At 75.8% G+C, this 14500-nt stretch carries 12 protein-coding genes; 5 read left to right on the top strand and 7 right to left on the bottom strand.

The genetic code is table 11. The features are described 5' to 3' along the window. Positions 1-13 precede the first annotated feature (13 nt). Positions 14-973 (top strand): glycosyltransferase, encoded by a 960-nt coding sequence (locus ACFO3M_RS07680; RefSeq protein ID WP_387987983.1) that lies wholly within the window; start codon positions 14-16, stop codon positions 971-973. On the opposite strand, the gene ppc is transcribed toward ACFO3M_RS07680, so the two are convergent. Next, positions 936-3743 carry a phosphoenolpyruvate carboxylase gene (ppc, locus tag ACFO3M_RS07685; protein ID WP_387987984.1) on the bottom strand — a complete coding sequence of 936 codons (2808 nt, stop codon included), beginning with the start codon at positions 3741-3743 and terminating at the stop codon, positions 936-938. The genes ACFO3M_RS07680 and ppc overlap by 38 nt on opposite strands. 57 nt (positions 3744-3800) lie before the next feature. Here ppc and ACFO3M_RS07690 point away from each other — a divergent pair, with 57 nt between their 5' ends. Beyond that, entirely contained in the window at positions 3801-4703 is a 903-nt protein-coding gene (locus tag ACFO3M_RS07690) for an SMP-30/gluconolactonase/LRE family protein (RefSeq protein WP_387987985.1), read from the top strand. A gap of 23 nt (positions 4704-4726) precedes the next feature. Here the strand turns inward: ACFO3M_RS07690 and ACFO3M_RS07695 are convergent, their stop codons facing one another. The 3 genes from ACFO3M_RS07695 to ACFO3M_RS07705 all read right to left on the bottom strand — a co-directional run bounded on the left by ACFO3M_RS07695 (position 4727) and on the right by ACFO3M_RS07705 (position 7791). Beyond that, positions 4727-5587: a tetratricopeptide repeat protein gene (locus ACFO3M_RS07695; RefSeq protein ID WP_387987986.1), complete on the bottom strand. Its 861-nt coding sequence runs from the start codon at positions 5585-5587 to the stop codon at positions 4727-4729. Positions 5588-5692: 105 nt separating this feature from the next. After that, entirely contained in the window at positions 5693-6865 is a 1173-nt protein-coding gene (locus ACFO3M_RS07700) for an ABC transporter permease (RefSeq protein WP_387987987.1), read from the bottom strand. Beyond that, on the bottom strand, positions 6862-7791 hold the full coding sequence (locus ACFO3M_RS07705; RefSeq protein WP_387987988.1) for an ABC transporter ATP-binding protein: 930 nt from the start codon (positions 7789-7791) through the stop codon (positions 6862-6864). The genes ACFO3M_RS07700 and ACFO3M_RS07705 overlap by 4 nt, the downstream gene beginning before the upstream one ends. A gap of 85 nt (positions 7792-7876) precedes the next feature. Between ACFO3M_RS07705 and ACFO3M_RS07710 the strand changes: the two genes are divergently transcribed. Beyond that, on the top strand, positions 7877-8554 hold the full coding sequence (locus ACFO3M_RS07710) for a UdgX family uracil-DNA binding protein (protein ID WP_387987989.1): 678 nt from the start codon (positions 7877-7879) through the stop codon (positions 8552-8554). Positions 8555-8613: 59 nt separating this feature from the next. Here ACFO3M_RS07710 and ACFO3M_RS07715 read toward each other — a convergent pair whose 3' ends face one another. Next, positions 8614-10008, bottom strand: coding sequence for an MFS transporter (locus tag ACFO3M_RS07715; RefSeq protein WP_387987990.1), 1395 nt, complete (start codon positions 10006-10008; stop codon positions 8614-8616). Beyond that, a complete protein-coding gene (pdxH, locus tag ACFO3M_RS07720) occupies positions 10005-10652 on the bottom strand; it encodes a pyridoxamine 5'-phosphate oxidase (protein WP_387987991.1) in 648 nt (215 codons plus the stop codon). Before pdxH ends, ACFO3M_RS07715 begins: the two co-directional genes overlap by 4 nt. Before the next feature lie 162 nt (positions 10653-10814). Between pdxH and ACFO3M_RS07725 the strand changes: the two genes are divergently transcribed. Continuing rightward, on the top strand, positions 10815-11945 hold the full coding sequence (locus ACFO3M_RS07725) for a citrate synthase 2 (protein WP_387987992.1): 1131 nt from the start codon (positions 10815-10817) through the stop codon (positions 11943-11945). Positions 11946-11985: 40 nt separating this feature from the next. After that, positions 11986-13101 carry a phosphoserine transaminase gene (gene serC / locus ACFO3M_RS07730; protein ID WP_387987993.1) on the top strand — a complete coding sequence of 372 codons (1116 nt, stop codon included), beginning with the start codon at positions 11986-11988 and terminating at the stop codon, positions 13099-13101. A 78-nt stretch (positions 13102-13179) separates the two neighbouring features. Here the strand turns inward: serC and ACFO3M_RS07735 are convergent, their stop codons facing one another. Beyond that, positions 13180-14421: an osmoprotectant NAGGN system M42 family peptidase gene (locus ACFO3M_RS07735; protein ID WP_387987994.1), complete on the bottom strand. Its 1242-nt coding sequence runs from the start codon at positions 14419-14421 to the stop codon at positions 13180-13182. Between the last annotated feature and the right edge of the window lie 79 nt (positions 14422-14500).

Below are 14500 nucleotides of genomic sequence, written 5' to 3' on the forward strand. Positions count from 1 at the left end.
GTAGGGCGCCACGGTGACGGCCCCCGCGCGCACCTCCCTCGACGACGTCGACGTCGTGTTCCTCGTCCACCGGGAAGCGCCGGAGATGCTCGCCCGGCACCACGCCGCGGTGTCGGCGGCCACCGGCCCGGGCTGGCGGGGCCGGGCGCTGCTGGTGGAGAACGCCGCCGCGCCGGCGACCTCCGCGGCCGCCCGCGCCCTGCTGCGCGACTGCCACCCCGACGCCGACGCCCGGGTGCTGTCCTCCCCGCGCAACCTCGGCTGGGCGCGCGCCATGGACCTCGCCCTCGACGCCTGCGCCGGCCGCTACGTCGCGCTGGTCAACTCCGACGGCGAGCCCGGCCCGGACGTGCTGCGCCGGCTGGCCGCGGTCCTCGACGCCGAGCCACGGGCGGTCTGGGCCGCGCCCGCGGTGCACGGCCCCGGCGAGGACGACGACCCGCCCGGCCCGCCGTTCCCGGCCGAGGAGCTCGGCGGCACCGCGCTGCTCGTGCGCCGGGCGGAGTTCCTCGCCGCCGGCGGGTTCGACCCGCTGTACTTCTTCTACAACGAGGACCGCGACGCCTCCCGGCGGCTGCGGGCGGCCGGGCACCTGCTGCTGCGGGTGCCCGACACCGTGTTCCGGCACGGCAAGGGCGGCCGCACCGCCCGCGGGGTGTTCCTGCGGGAGTGGCACTACGCCCGCACCGTCCAGGTGCTCCGCCCGCAGCACGCCGACCGGCCGGTCCGGGAGACGGCGGCCTTCCTCGCCGGGCGGGGACGCGCGGTCCTCGACCACGTCCGCGACGGCGACGCCCCCGGCGCCGCGGGCATCGCGCTGGCACTGGCCGAGCTGCCGCGCGGGCTGGTGATGGCCGCCGCCCGGCGCCGCCGCCCCTGGGACGGCGCCCGGCTGGCCGCCTGGCTGGACCGCAACCGCCTGCCGGTGAGCGGGCTCAGCCGGAGTTCCGGAGCGCCGTCGCGATCCCGTTGATCGTCAGCTGGATGTTGCGCCGCACCAGCTCGTCGTCGTCGCCGGTCCGGCGCCGGCGCAGCATCTCCACCTGCAGGTGGTGCAGCGGCTCCAGGTAGGGGAACCGGTTGCGGATCGACCGGGCCAGCGACGGGTTGTCGGCCAGCAGGTGGTCGTCGCCGGTGACCGCGAGCAGCACCCGGCAGGTGCGCTCGTGCTCGGCGGTGATCTGGTCGAACACCCGCGCCCGCAGCTCCTCGTCGGGCACCAGCCCCGCGTAGCGGGCGGCGAGGTCGAGGTCGGTCTTGGCCAGCACCATCCCCATGTTCGACAGGACCGTCCGGAAGAACGGCCACCGCCGGTGCAGCTCCTGCAGCCGGGCCAGCCGCGCCGGGTCGTCCCCGATCCAGGACTCCAGCGCCGTCCCGGTGCCGTACCAGCCGGGCAGCATGATCCGCGCCTGCGACCAGCTGAACACCCACGGGATGGCCCGCAGGTCGGCGATCCGGTCGCCGGCCTTGCGCGAGGGCGGGCGGCTGCCGATGTTCAGCTCCGCCAGCTCGCGGATCGGCGTCGCGGCGCGGAACCACTCCACGAACCCCGGGGTCTCGTGCACGAGCGCCCGGTAGGCCGCCTGCGCGCGATCGGCGAGGTCGTCGAGCAGCGCGTAGGCGTCCTCCGCGCCGTCGCCGAGGCCCTCGACGTCGAGCAGCGTGGCCTCCAGCGTCGCCGCCACCAGCGCCTCGAGGTTGCGACGGGCGAGGTCGGGCTCGCCGTACTTGGCCGCGATCACCTCGCCCTGCTCGGTGAGCCGCAGCGCGCCGGCCACCGCGCCGGGCGGCTGGGCGCGGATCGCCTCGTAGCTCGGGCCACCGCCGCGGCCGACCGTGCCGCCGCGGCCGTGGAACAGCCGCAGCCGGATGTCCTCGCGCCGCGCCACCTCGACCAGCGCCAGCTCGGCCCGGTACAGCGCCCAGTTGGCGGCGAGGTAGCCGCCGTCCTTGTTGCTGTCGGAGTAGCCGAGCATGACCTCCTGCGCGTCGCCGCGGTTGGCGACCAGCGCCCGGTACACCGGCTGGGCGAGGACGGCGGTCATCGTCTCGCCGGCGCCCTGCAGGTCGGCGATCGTCTCGAACAGGGGCGAGATGCCGACCGGGCAGGTGGGGCCGTCCTCGCCGTCGGGGTCGAGCAGGCCGACCTCCTTGAGCAGGACGGCGACCTCGAGCACGTCGCTCACCGACTCGCACATGCTGATCACGTAGTTCGGGATCGCCCGCGGCCCGAGCAGCGCGACCTGCCCGGCGGCGGCCTCCAGCAGGTCCAGCTCCCCGCGGGCCAGCTCCGACAGCTCCGCGCCCGGCCGCACCAGCGGCCGGCGCATCTGCAGCTCCCCGGCCAGCAGCTCGACCCGGGCGGCCTCGTCGAGGGAGGCGTAGTCGGGGCAGACGCCGGCCCAGGCCAGCAGCTCGGCGAGGACCTCCTCGTGGACCGAGGAGTTCTGCCGCATGTCCAGCCCGGCGAGGTGGAAGCCGAACACCTCGACGGCGTCGCGCAGCCGGGCCAGCCGGTCGTCGGCCAGCGCGCCGGCGCCGTGGCTGCGCAGCGAGGCGTCGACGACGGCGAGGTCGGCGAGCAGCTCGTCGGGGGTGTCGTAGGGGTCGAGCTCGGCGACCGGCGGCACGCCGGGCACCCGCCCGAGGACCCGCTTCGCGGTGGCGGCCAGCCGGGCGTGCACGCCGTTGAGCGCCCGCCGGTAGGGCTCGTCGGCGCGGAACGGCGAGTCGTCGCGGGAGGCGTCGGCCAGGTGCGCCAGCTGCGGCGTCGGCGTGACCAGCCGGTCGGACATCGACAGCTCGCGGTACAGCTGCACGAGCTCGCCGAGGTGGTGGGCCAGCGCCGTCTCGGCCTGCCGGGTGCTGGCGCGGCGGACGGCGTCGGCGGTGACGAACGGGTTCCCGTCGCGGTCGCCGCCGATCCACGAGCCCGGCTGCAGCACCGGCTGGGTGGGCAGGCCGGCGTGCGGCCAGCGCTCCTGCAGCGCGCGGCGCAGGTCGGCGTTGATCTCGGGCACCACCCGGAACAGCGACAGGTCGTAGTAGCGCAGCGCCTCGTCGATCTCGTCGGCCAGCCGCAGCCGGGACAGCCGCAGCAGCGCCGTCTGCCAGAGGGTGAGCACCGCCCGCTCCAGCTGCGCCGACCAGGCGGCCTCGTCGACCTCCCCCGGCGCCATCCGGTCGCGCTCCCGGATCAGCTCGGTGACCTGCTGCTGCACCTGCGAGATCGTCTTGCGGCGCACCTCGGTGGGGTGCGCGGTGACCACCGGGACCACCAGCGCGCCGGCCAGCTCCCGCGCGACGACGTCGGGGTCCAGGTCCGCCCGGTCCAGCAGCGCGAAGGTGGCCGCGAGGCTGCCGGGCTGCGGCGGCGAACCGGCCCGGCGGTGGTGCCGGCGGCGGCGCTCGTGGTGCAGGTCCTCGGCCAGGTTGGCCAGTAGCGAGAAGTGGCTGAACGCGCGGATGACGTGGTTGGCCGCGCGGACGTCGAGGTCGCCCATGCGGGCGGCGACCTCCGCGCGGTCGGTCTCGGAGCGGCGGACGGCGAAGGCCTGCACGCGGGTGGACTCGACCAGGTCCAGGACGTCGTCGCCGCTCTGCTCCCGGATCACCTCGCCGAGGACCCGGCCGAGCAGCCGGATGTCCTCGCGCAGCGGGGCGTCGTCGGCCCGGCCGTCCCCCTCCGGGTCGCGTCCGGGCAGGCGCAGGTCGGCGACGTCGACGGTGGCTTCCGACATGCGGGCAGTATCGGCCCCCCATGTGACGGGCGGGTGTCCCGGGGGAAGGTCCCCCGCGTGCTGACGCTGCGCGCCACCCCCGCCGCCCCCGCCCCCGCCGACCACGGCGAGGGCCCCACCTGGGACGACGCCCGCTCCGAGCTGCTGTGGGTCGACATCAGCGCCGGGCGGGTCCGCCGGGCCGCCCTCGACGGCGACACCCTGACCGACACCGGCTCGCTGTCCGCCGGCGACACCGTGGGCGCCGTCGTCCCGGCCGCCGGCGGCGGGTGGCTGGCCGCCGCCGGCGCCGGGTTCACCCACCTCGCCGACGACGGCACCGCGCGGGTGCTGCTGGAGCTGGCCGGCGAGGGCGGCGGCCCGGACGACGGCGGCACCCGCATGAACGACGCGAAGTGCGACCGCGCCGGGCGGTTCTACGCCGGGACGATGGCCTTCGACGAGCGCCCCGGCGCCGGCACCCTCTACCGGCTGGACACCGACGGCACCGTCACGACCGTCCGCGAGGGGCTGACCGTCTCCAACGGGCTGGGCTGGTCGCCCGACGACCGCACCGTCTACCTCGCCGACTCCGGCCCCGGCCTGGTGCACGCCGTCGACCACGACCCGTCCTCGGGTGCGTGGGGCCGCGGGCGGGTGCTGCTGGAGACCGGCGGCGCCGACGGCGTGGCCGACGGGCTCACCGTCGACGACGAGGGCTGCCTCTGGACGGCGATGTGGGGCGGCGGGCAGGTGCGCCGCTGGTCACCGGAGGGCGAGCTGCTCGCCGTCGTCGAGGTGCCGGTGGCCAACACCTCCAGCTGCGCCTTCGCCGGGCCGGACCGCGGCCTGCTGGTCATCAGCACCGCGCACGGCGACGCCGACGAGGCGGAGGCCGGGCGGCTGTTCACCGTGCGGCCCGGCGTCACCGGCCCGCCGGCGAACCCCTACCGCGGCCCGCTCGCCGGCCTCCGGCAGTAGGAGGACCCCGCCGCAGGGGCCGGTCAGCTGCCCTGGAGCAGCGCGAGCGCGGCGGCGGCGAGCTGGTCGCCGGCCGCGGCGCCGCGCTCGAACTCCTCCGCCGCGCCGGGGAGGTCGCCGCGGTCGGCCAGCAGCACGCCGAGGTTGTGGTGGCAGTACGCGTCGCCGGCCTGGATCCCGGCGCGGTACGCCTCCTCGGCGGCCTCGTCGTCGGCGAGCAGCTCGCGGTAGAGGTTGCCCAGCGGCAGCCAGGCCACCTGCTCGCCGAGCTTGGCGCCGCGCTCGAGCACCGCGCGGGCCTCCTCCGGGCGGCCGGTCTGCAGCAGCAGCGCGGCCAGGTCGGCGCGGGCGGCGGCGAAGTGGGCGGCGCCGGTGCGCAGCCGGTCCTCCAGCGCCGGGTCGAGGGTCGCGCACCACTGCCAGCAGGCGGCGACGGCGTCGGCCTCGGCGTCGCCGCTCGCGGCCAGCTCCTCGGCGACGGACAGGGCCTGCTCGCGCTCCCCCTGCTCGCGCAGCAGGAAGGCCAGCTGGAGGCCGCCCTCGGTGTCGCCCGCGTCGGCGGCCCCGCGGTAGGCGGCCATGGCCCCCGCGAGGTCGCCGAGCTGCTCGAGCACCAGCCCGAGGTTGCGCCAGGCGTCGGCCTCGCCGCCGGCCAGGGCCACCTCGTAGGCCTCGACGGCCTCGGTCCAGCGCTCCTGCGCGGCGAGGCTGTTGCCCAGGTCGTAGTAGCCGGTGACGTCGCCGAGCTCCGCCGCGCGGCGGAAGCACCACTCGGCGTCGGTCTGCCGGCCGGCGTCGGCGAGGTCGCAGCCCAGCTCGATCAGCTCGTCGGCGTCCTCGGAGGCCTGCAGCCGCCAGAGGCGCGCGTCCAGGTCCTCGGTCATGGCGCCGATGATGGCCGCGCCGACCTGGGCGCACGCCCTCCGCAGGGGTGAGGTCACCCCAACGTGTCCGCTGCTCGACCGGGCGGGTGTCCCCCCGCCCGGCGCTCAGGCCCGCCCGGCCCGCAGGGCCTCCCGCAGCTTGGTCTTCCCGCTGGTCCGGAGCAGGGCGCCGGAGTACACCCGGCCGCCCAGCCGGACCACCAGCGCGATCGCCACGAGCATGAGGACGACGGCCGCGCCGACCTCCCAGAGCGCGACGTCCCCCGCCGCCTGGCGCACCGGCATGACCATCGGCGAGAGCCCCGGCACGTAGGAGGTGACCACGGCCAGGCTCCCGTCCGGGTCGCTCGCCGCCTGCACGGCGACGACGAAGCCCGCGACCAGCACCAGCGACGCCGGGGTCAGCACGCTGCCGAGGTCCTCCTGCCGGCTGACCAGCGAGGCGGCGACGGCGAACAGCGAGGCGTAGAGCGCGTAGCCGAGGACGAACCAGAACAGCAGCCACAGCACCGTGCCGACCAGCTCGCCGGGCAGGTCGACGACGTCGAAGGCGAGCGCGCCGCCGATCCCGATCGCGGCGATGACGGCGATCTGCGCGAGGCCGAGCACGCCGAGGCCGAGGATCTTCCCGGCCAGCAGCTGCCACGGCTTCATCGTGGCGAGCAGCAGCTCCACCACCCGGCTGGACTTCTCCTCGACGACGCCCTGCGCGACGAACTGGGCGAAGAGGATGAGCAGGCTGTAGAGCACGACGACGCCGACGATCGCGACCACGACGTTCTGCTGGTCGCCGTCGTCGTCGAGCGCGGTCACCGACAGCGTCGGCAGGTCCGCGGGGTCGACGCCGGCCCCGGCGAGCGCGTCGGTGAGCGCCACGGCCCCCACCGCGCCGGACACGACCGCCTCCAGCGTCGTGTCGGGCTCGCGGACCACCAGCTCGGGAGCGGTGGCCGCGCCGACCAGGGCGCCGTCGACGTCCTCGGCCTCGACGGCGGCGCGGGCGGCGTCGTCGGTGTCGAACCGGACCACCTCGACGTCGACGCCGAGCGCGTCGCCCTGGGCCTCGAGGGCCTGGCCGACCTGCCCGGGCTCGCCGACGACGCCGACCCGGCTGGTGTCCCCGCCGGAGTTGACGACGACCTGGAAGACCAGCACGCCGAGGATCAGCACGATCATCAGCACCGAGCTGGCGATGAACGTCTTGTCGCGGATGCGGGTGGAGACCTCGCGGGCGGCGACCAGGCGGACCAGCCGCCCGCTGGACAGCGGGGCGCTCACGCGGCCACCTCCTCGCGCGCGGCGGCCTGCTGCGCCGGGTCGGCGACGGCCTCGCGGAACAGCTCCACCAGCGTGGCCTCCCGCCAGGCGAAGTGGGTGACCCGGCCGGTGCGCAGCGCGGCGGCGAGGACCTGCTGGTCGTCGGCGCCCGCGGCCAGCTCCAGCAGCGTGTCGCCGGCCTGCTCGGAGACGACCCGGACGCCGGGCACGGCGGCGGCCCAGCCGGGCGCGGCGTCGGGGACGACGACCCGCAGCAGCCGGCCGGCCTCGCGGCGGCGCAGCTCCGCGACGGTGCCGGTGGCGACCATGCGGCCGCGGGCGAGGATGCCCACCGAGTCGCACAGCCGCTCGACCAGGTCGAGCTGGTGGCTGGAGAACACGACCGGCACCCCGCCGCGGCACTGGTCGAGCAGCGCCTCGGCCAGCGCGTCGACGCCGACCGGGTCCAGGCCGCTGAACGGCTCGTCGAGGATCAGCACCTCGGGCCGGCTGACCAGCGCGGCGGCCAGCTGCACCCGCTGCTGGTTGCCCAGCGACAGCTTCTCGACGGGGTCGCCGCGGCGCTCGCCCAGGCCCAGCCGCCCGGACCACTCGTCCGCGGCGCGGGCCGCGGCGGCGGCGTCCACGCCGTGCAGCCGGGCGAAGTAGGTCAGCTGCTCGCCGACCCGCATCTTCGGGTAGAGCCCGCGCTCCTCCGGCATGTAGCCGATGCGCCGCCGGGTCCCCTCGTCCAGCGGCCGGCCGCGCCAGCGCACCTCGCCCGCGTCGGCCCGGGCCAGCCCCATGGCGATGCGCATGGTCGTCGTCTTCCCGGCCCCGTTGGACCCGCAGAAGCCGAACATCGAGCCGGGGGCGACGGTGAACCCGACGCCCTCCAGCACGCGGTTGTCGCCGTAGCTCTTGTGGAGCCCGTCGAACTCGAGCACCGTTCCTCCGTCCGCTGTCCCCGTGCGCGCCGACGCTATCGGTCCCCGCCTCGCGGACCGTGCTGACCTGCGGTGTCATCGGGACATGAGCCAGGAGAACGTCCCCGCCCGCCCACCGTCGGGCGTCGGGCTGGACGGGCTGCGCCGGGCGGCGGCCGGCTGCCGGGCCTGCGAGCTGTGGGAGCCGGCGACCCAGACCGTGTTCGGCGAGGGGCCGGAGACCGCGCGGATCGTGTTCGTCGGCGAGCAGCCGGGCGACCAGGAGGACCGCAGGGGCGAGCCGTTCGTCGGCCCGGCCGGCCGGCTGCTGGACCGGGCGCTGGCCGAGGCCGGGATCGAGCGGAGGGACGCCTACGTCACCAACGCGGTCAAGCACTTCCGCTTCACGCCGACGCCCAAGCGGCGGATCCACCAGTCGCCGGGCGCCGAGCACCTCCGCGCCTGCCGGCCCTGGCTGGAGGCGGAGTTCGAGGTGCTCAAGCCCGAGGTCGTCGTCTGCCTGGGCGCGACGGCGGCCAAGGCGCTCATCTCGCCGTCGTTCCGGATCACCAAGGAGCGCGGGAAGCTCATGCCGTGGACGCCGCCGGGCGTCGCGCGCGCCGAGGCCGGCGACGACGAGCCGGAGGAGGACGAGCCGGCGCAGACCTGGATGCTCGCGACCGCGCACCCCTCGGCGATCCTGCGGACGCCGGACGAGGCCCGTGCCGCGGCCTTCGACGCGCTGGTCGCGGACCTCCGCGTCGTCGCCGGCGCGTTGGCCTAGACGGAGGACCTCCCTGCCCCCGCCACTCGCGGGCCCGCGGCGGGACCCTGCGGGGAGGCCTAGGCGCCGGCCCTGGAGGCGCGGAACAGCCGGAACGAGGGCACCAGCAGCGCGACCACCGCCATCGCGACGACGACGACGACCCCGCCGGAGACCATGGCGACGCCGACGCCCGCCGCGCTGGCCACCGCGCCGGCGCGCAGGTCGCCGAGCCGCGGCCCGCCGGCGACGACGACGATGAACACGCCCTGCATCCGCCCGCGCATCTCGTCGGGCGCGGCGGTCTGCAGCATCGACGAGCGCAGCACCGCGCTGACCATGTCCCCGGCCCCGGCGACGGCGAGGAAGAACACCGCCATCCACAGCGACTGCGCGAGGCCGAACCCGATGATCGCCACGCCCCACACGACGATCGCGGCGAGCACCACCGCGCCCTGCCGGTCGACCCGCGACACCCAGCCCGAGGTCAGGCCCATGAGCAGCGCGCCGATGGAGATGCCGGCGAACAGCCACCCGTAGGCGTTGGCCGAGCCCGCGTAGCGGTCGGCGGCGAGCTCGGGGAACACCGCCTGCGGCCAGGCGAACAGCATCGCGACGACGTCGACGACGAAGGTCATGAGCAGCACCGGCTGGGTGCGCAGGAAGGTGAAGCCCTCCCCCACCCCGCGGACGGCGGCGCCCAGCCGCAGCGGCCCGGTGTTCCCGCCCGGCGGCAGCGGCGGCAGGCCGCGCACCAGGAGCACGGCGACCAGGAGCGTGGCGGCGTCGACGGCGTAGGCGACGAACAGGTCGCCCAGGCCGATGAGCAGCCCGGCGACCAGCGGACCGACGATGACGCCGACCTGCCGCACGGTCATCGCCAGCGCGTTCGCCGCCGCCACGCCCTCCGGCCCGACCAGTGCGGGGATCACCGCGCTGCGCGCGGGCTGGTTGACCGCGGTGAAGCCGGAGACCGCGGCCACGAGCGCCCACAGCAGCCAGAGGCTCCCGCCGCCGGGCAGCAGCGCCTGCAGGGCCAGCAGCGCGCTGGTCACCGCCGAGCCGACCCCGGTGACGAGCATGAGCCTCCGCCGGTCCATCGCGTCGGCGATCGCCCCGCCGAGCAGGCCGAAGACCACCAGCGGCACCAGCGAGACCATCGACGTGACGCCGACCAGCAGCGAGTCCCGGGTGATCGCGTACACCTGCACCGGGACGGCGACCAGCGTCATCTGCTGGCCGACCATCGTCGAGGTCAGCCCCCAGAACAGCCGCCGGTAGCCGGGGTTGCGCAGCGGGCTGGTGTCCAGCGCCCAGCCGCGGCGGCGCGGGACGGGCGCGGGCTCGGCGACCTCCCCCGGCTCGACCGGGTCGGCGGGCAGCTGCCCGCCGGGAGGTGACGTACCGGAACGGCCCTGCTGCAGGGACCCGCGCCGGGCGTGCGAGGGGCGGGGGGCAGCGGGGTCCTCCGTCACGGGGCGAGCCGCTGGAGGACCCAGCCGCCGCCCTCCTCGTCGTCGCGGACGAACCGCAGCCGGTCGTGCAGCCGCCCGGGCCCGCCCTGCCAGAACTCGACGGTCCGCGGCACCACGCGGTAGCCGCCCCAGGCCGGCGGCCGCGGCACCTTCTCCGTCGTCGTCTCCTCGTCGAGCAGCCGCACCCGCTCCTCGAGCTCCTCCCGGGAGTCGACGACGGTCGACTGCACCGAGGCGACCGCGGCCAGCTGCGCCTCGCGCGGGCGGGGGTCCCACAGGTCGTCGGAGGCGGCCTCGCCGACGCGCTCGACGGTGCCGGTCACGCGGACCTGCCGCTGCAGCGCGTGCCAGGGGAAGACCAGCGCCGCGCGGGGGTTGACGGCCAGCTGCGCGCCCTTGGCGGAGGCGTAGCTGGTGCCGAAGACGAAGCCGGCCTCGTCGTAGCCCTTGAGCAGCACGATCCGCGCGTCCGGGGCGCCGTCGGCGTCGGCCGTGGCCACGACCACCGCGTTCGGGTCGGGGACGTCGGCGGCGACGACGTCGCGGAACCAGGCGTCGAACTGCTCGACCCAGGTGGGCGCGAGGTCCTCCTCGCGCAGCCCCGGGCGGTCGTAGTCCCTGCGCATGCGGGAGAGGTCGGCCACCCCGCCATGCTGACACCGCGCCGGGGAGCGGGCGCCGGGCGGCTCCCGCTGGGCGGCAGCCCCGGATGGAACGGAGGCGGCCGCTGGGCCTAGTGTCGCGGTGCAGTCGTGCGCCGCTGAACGTGCGGGCACGAGGTCCGCGCGCGCAGAGGAGCATGCGAGATGGCCGACGACTTCGTACCCGGCCTCGAGGGCGTCATCGCCTTCGAGACCACGATCGCGGAGCCCGACAAGGACGGCGGGTCGCTCCGCTACCGCGGGGTCGACATCGAGGACCTGGTCGGCAAGATCACCTTCGGCAACGTGTGGGCGCTGCTGGTCGACGGCAAGTTCGGCCCCGGCCTGCCCCCGGCCGAGCCGTTCCCGATCCCGGTGCACAGCGGCGACGTCCGCGTCGACGTCCAGGCCGCGCTGGCGATGCTCGCCCCGTTCTGGGGCTACCGCCCGCTGCTGGACATCAGCGACGAGGAGGCCCGCGACCAGCTGGCCCGCGCCGCGGTCATGGCGCTGTCCTACGTCGCCCAGTCCGCCCGCGGCATCGGCATCCCGGCCGTGCCGCAGAGCCGCATCGACGAGGCCTCCACCATCGTGGAGCGGTTCATGGTCCGCTGGCGCGGCGAGCCCGACCCCCGCCACGTCGCCGCCGTCGACGCCTACTGGACGTCGGCCGCCGAGCACGGCATGAACGCCTCCACCTTCACCGCCCGCGTCATCGCCTCCACCGGCGCCGACGTCGCCGCCGCGATGTCCGGCGCGATCGGCGCGATGTCGGGCCCGCTGCACGGCGGCGCCCCCTCCCGGGTCCTGCACATGCTCGACGGCGTCGAGCAGGCCGGCGACGCGGAGAAGTACGTCAAGGACCTGCTCGACCGCAAGGAGCGCCTGATGGGCTTCGGGCACCGGGTCTACCGGGCCGAGGACCCCCGCGCCCGCACGCTGCGCAAGGCCGCGAAGGAGCTCGGCGCCCCGCGCTTCGAGGCCGCGCTGGCGCTGGAGAACGCCGCGCTCAAGGAGCTGCGCGAGCGGCGCCCGGACCGGCCGATCGAGACCAACGTGGAGTTCTGGGCGGCGATCGTCCTCGACTTCGCCGAGGTCCCGAGCCACATGTTCACGTCGATGTTCACCTGTGCCCGCACCGCCGGCTGGTGCGCGCACATCCTGGAGCAGAAGCAGACCGGCCGCCTCGTGCGCCCGTCGGCCCGCTACGTCGGGCCCGCCGCGCGCAAGCCCGAGGAGGTCGAGGGCTTCGACACCATCACGGTCAAGGCCGTCGACGAGGTCTCCCCGGCGTAGTCCCGGCCCGCCCGACCACCCGTCGAGGAGCACCCCCGGCATGAGCACCACCATCCCCGCCGACCTGCTGCCCGCCGACGGGCGGTTCGGCTGCGGCCCGTCGAAGGTCCGCCCGGAGGCGCTGCGGGCGCTGGCGTCCGAGGGCGCGGCGCTCATGGGCACCTCGCACCGCCAGGCCCCGGTCAAGGGCCTGGTCCGGCAGGTCCGCGAGGGGCTGGCCCAGCTGTTCGACCTGCCCGAGGGCTACGAGGTCGTGCTGGGCAACGGGGGCTCCACGGCGTTCTGGGACGCCGCCGTCCTCGGGCTGGTGCGGCGGCGCAGCGCCCACGGCACCTACGGCGAGTTCTCCGCGAAGTTCGCCTCCGCGGTCGCCGAGGCGCCGTTCCTCGAGGAGCCGGTCGTCACGCGGGGCGAGCCGGGCACGCTGGCGCTGCCGACGGCGCAGCCCGGCGTCGACGCCTACGCGTGGGCGCACAACGAGACCTCGACCGGGGTCATGGCGCCGGTGGTCCGCCCGCACGGCGCCGACGACGACGCGCTCGTGCTGATCGACGCCACCAGCGGCGCCGGCGGCCTCCCGGTCGACGTCGCCGAGGCCGACGCCTACTACTTCGCGCCGCAGAAGTCCTTCGCCTCCGACGGCGGGCTCTGGATCGCGCTGATGAGCCCGGCGGCGCTGGAGCGGGTGGCGGAGGTCAAGGCGTCGGGGCGGTGGATCCCCGGGTTCCTGGACCTGTCGATCGCCGTCGACAACTCCACCAAGGACCAGACCTACAACACCCCCGCCGTCGCGACGCTGTTCCTGCTCGCCGACCAGGTCCGCTGGATGCTCGGCCTCGGCGGGCTCTCCGGCGCGGTCGCGCGCAGCCGGGAGTCCTCGAGCCGGCTCTACGGGTGGGCGGAGAAGACCTCCTACACGACGCCGTTCGTCGCCGACCCGGAGCAGCGCAGCCTCGTCGTCGGCACGGTCGACTTCGACCCCTCCGTCGACGCCGCGCAGGTCGCGAAGGTGCTGCGGGCCAACGGCGTGGTCGACGTCGAGCCCTACCGCAAGCTCGGCCGCAACCAGCTGCGGGTCGGCATGTTCCCCGCCGTCGACCCCGACGACGTCAGCGCGCTGACCGCCTGCATCGACTTCGTCGTCGAGCGCCTGTAGAAGGACCCTCTCGCCCCCCACCGCTCGCCGGCTCGCGGCGGGACCCTGCACGGGGGCCGTTCCAGCACGTGGCCGGGGTCAGCGGGCCTGCTCGCCGTCGGCCGGCTGGACGGCGGTGCTCGGGAAGTCCCGCAGGTCGCCGGTCGGACGGCGGTCCCAGCTGCGGAAGGTCAGGTCCGTCTGCAGGTAGAGCGCGACCAGCTCGGCGGTGCTGCGGATGCCCTCGAGGTGGGTGCGCTCGTTGCCGTGGCTGCCGTCGATGCCGAACCCGATGAGCGCGGCGCGGGTGTTGGCGCCGGCCTCCAGCGCCGAGGCGGCGTCGGAGCGGTAGTACTTGTAGACGTCGCGGCGGTGCGGCACCTCGTGCACCCGGCACAGGTCGATCAGGTGCCGGGTCAGGTGGTAGTCGAACGGCCCGGTCGAGTCCTGCATCGCGATGTTGACGCACTGCTCGGAGGACGCCTGCCCGGGCGCGACCACCGAGGTGTCGATGGAGACGAGCTCGGCGACGTCGGCGTCCAGGCCGTGGCTGGCCCCCAGGCCCACCTCCTCGGCGATGGTGACCAGCAGGTGCGCGGTCACCGGTACCTGGATGCCGGAGTCGATGATCGCCTTGAACGCGCCCAGCGCGGCGGCGATGCCGGCCTTGTCGTCGAGGTGGCGGCTGTTGACGAACCCGCTGGGGGTGATCACCGGCTGCGGGTCGATGGCCACGAAGTCGCCGACCTGGATGCCCAGGCGCTCGAGGTCGGCGCGGCTGTGCACCACCTCGTCGACGCGGACCTCGACGTGGTCCCAGCCCACGCCCTGCTCGTCGACCTCGTCGCCGAAGCGGTGCCCGCTGGCCTTGTTGGGCAGGATCGTCCCGGTGTGCCGGTAGTCGCCGGACACGTCGTCGGAGAAGATGATCACCCGGGCGCCCTCGGCGAAGCGGGCGCTGTGCGTGCCCACCGGCACGATCGCCAGCCGGCCGTTGTCCTTGAGCCCGCTGACCATGCAGCCGATCGTGTCGGCGTGCACCACCACGGTCCGGTCGGCGCCGGGCGAGGCGCTGGGCAGCTCGGCCAGCAGCGCGCCGCGGCGGGTGACCTCGAAGTCCATGCCCAGGCTCCGCAGCTCGCCGCCGATGAGCTGCATCACGTGGTCGGTGCGCCCCGAGGGGCTCGGGATGTCGAGCATCTGCAGCAGCACGCGCTGGACGTAGTCCATGTCGATGGGCAGGCGCTTCTGTCCCGCGTCGACCGGGCTCGGCAGGAAGCGGGGGTTGAGCTCGCCGTCGTCTCGGACGAGGCCGGTGTCGTCCCGGGGGCCGGTCAGCATGGGGGTCGAGTCTAAGACGGACCGGGCGGGCGCCCGCGCGGCCCGCCACGCCGGAGGACATCCGGCACGGACCCGGCTG

The organism is Geodermatophilus arenarius, from assembly GCF_042654585.1.
In the GTDB taxonomy this organism is placed as follows: Bacteria; Actinomycetota; Actinomycetes; order Mycobacteriales; family Geodermatophilaceae; genus Geodermatophilus; species Geodermatophilus arenarius.

Bases quoted from the DNA above. Each gene is read 5' to 3' on its own strand.
- ppc (WP_387987984.1), bottom strand. From the start codon at position 3,743: ATGTCGGAAGCCACCGTCGACGTCGCCGACCTGCGCCTGCCCGGACGC.
- ACFO3M_RS07695 (WP_387987986.1), bottom strand. From the start codon at position 5,587: ATGACCGAGGACCTGGACGCGCGCCTCTGGCGGCTGCAGGCCTCCGAG.
- ACFO3M_RS07710 (WP_387987989.1), top strand. From the start codon at position 7,877: ATGAGCCAGGAGAACGTCCCCGCCCGCCCACCGTCGGGCGTCGGGCTG.
- ACFO3M_RS07725 (WP_387987992.1), top strand. From the start codon at position 10,815: ATGGCCGACGACTTCGTACCCGGCCTCGAGGGCGTCATCGCCTTCGAG.
- serC (WP_387987993.1), top strand. From the start codon at position 11,986: ATGAGCACCACCATCCCCGCCGACCTGCTGCCCGCCGACGGGCGGTTC.
- ACFO3M_RS07735 (WP_387987994.1), bottom strand. From the start codon at position 14,421: ATGCTGACCGGCCCCCGGGACGACACCGGCCTCGTCCGAGACGACGGC.